The sequence below is a fragment of the Pontibacter sp. HJ8 genome, from assembly GCF_054824225.1.
Genome location: NZ_JSYF01000612.1, coordinates 1 through 994 on the forward strand (window position 1 = coordinate 1; position 994 = coordinate 994).

Sequence of the window (994 nt, forward strand, 5' to 3'; positions counted from 1 at the left end):
GGAATGATAGCATTATTATATCAGGAACTCTATATTTGAGAGAGGAAGGCACGGCTTCTTCCACCATACGGCTATGGCACAGAAAAGAAGGAAGTTTACGCAATGCCCGAACTGTGGCTATACCTTCGAAGAGGTGAACAACTACTGCCCGAACTGCGGCCAGGAAAACCACGACCTCAACGTACCGGTCAAGCACCTGGTGGCCGAATTCTTTGAGGGCACCCTCCACTTCGACACCAAGGTATGGCATACCTTGAAATACCTCATCCTCAAGCCCGGCCTCCTGACAGAGAAGTTCATTGTGGGCCAGCGTGCTTCGTATGTGCCTCCGTTCCGGCTGTACGTGTTTGTGAGTTTGGTCTTCTTCTTTGTGCTGGCACTTACATCCGAGAACATCGTGCACTTTGATGCTTCAGAGAAGGGCAATACGGGTGCCCAACCTGCATTGCCCGGCATTACCCTTAACGCCAACCTCGCCGACTCCGTGGCAGCAATAGCCGACTCTGTTAAGCTGAAGAAACTGCAGGACATGGCAGCAGGATCAGAAGAACTGAAAGATCTCCAGGTTGAGTTGGAAGGAGACAAGCGTTTTGCCATGGTAGAGGAAAAGTTTAGCAAGTTTGCCAGCAACGATGAAGAGGCTACGCAAAAGTTGCTCAAGAATATTTCTTTTATGATGTTCCTGCTGATGCCGTTTTTTGCACTGCTGCTCTACTTATTCTACTGGAAGCAGGGTCGCAATTACGTAGAACACCTGATGTTCTCCATCCACCTGCACACCTTTTACTTCATCCTGCTTATACTTGCTTTTCTGGTTAAAGCAGCGCTTCCTGCCCTCGAGTTTGAAGGAATTGTAATTGTCCTCATGGTGCTTTACTTGTTTCTGGCCCTTCACCGCGTTTACCGGCAGTCGTACCCGCGCACCCTGCTATACCTGGTGCCCATTGGCTTCACTTATTTACTTACCTTAGCTTTATTCATGTTCGGCACCTTC

1 protein-coding gene is annotated in these 994 nt (G+C 49.1%); it reads left to right on the plus strand.

The features are described from left to right. Window positions 1–73: 73 nt before the first annotated feature. A partial coding sequence (locus OB13_RS20030) for a DUF3667 domain-containing protein (protein WP_461491957.1) occupies window positions 74–994 on the plus strand: 921 nt, incomplete at its 3' end.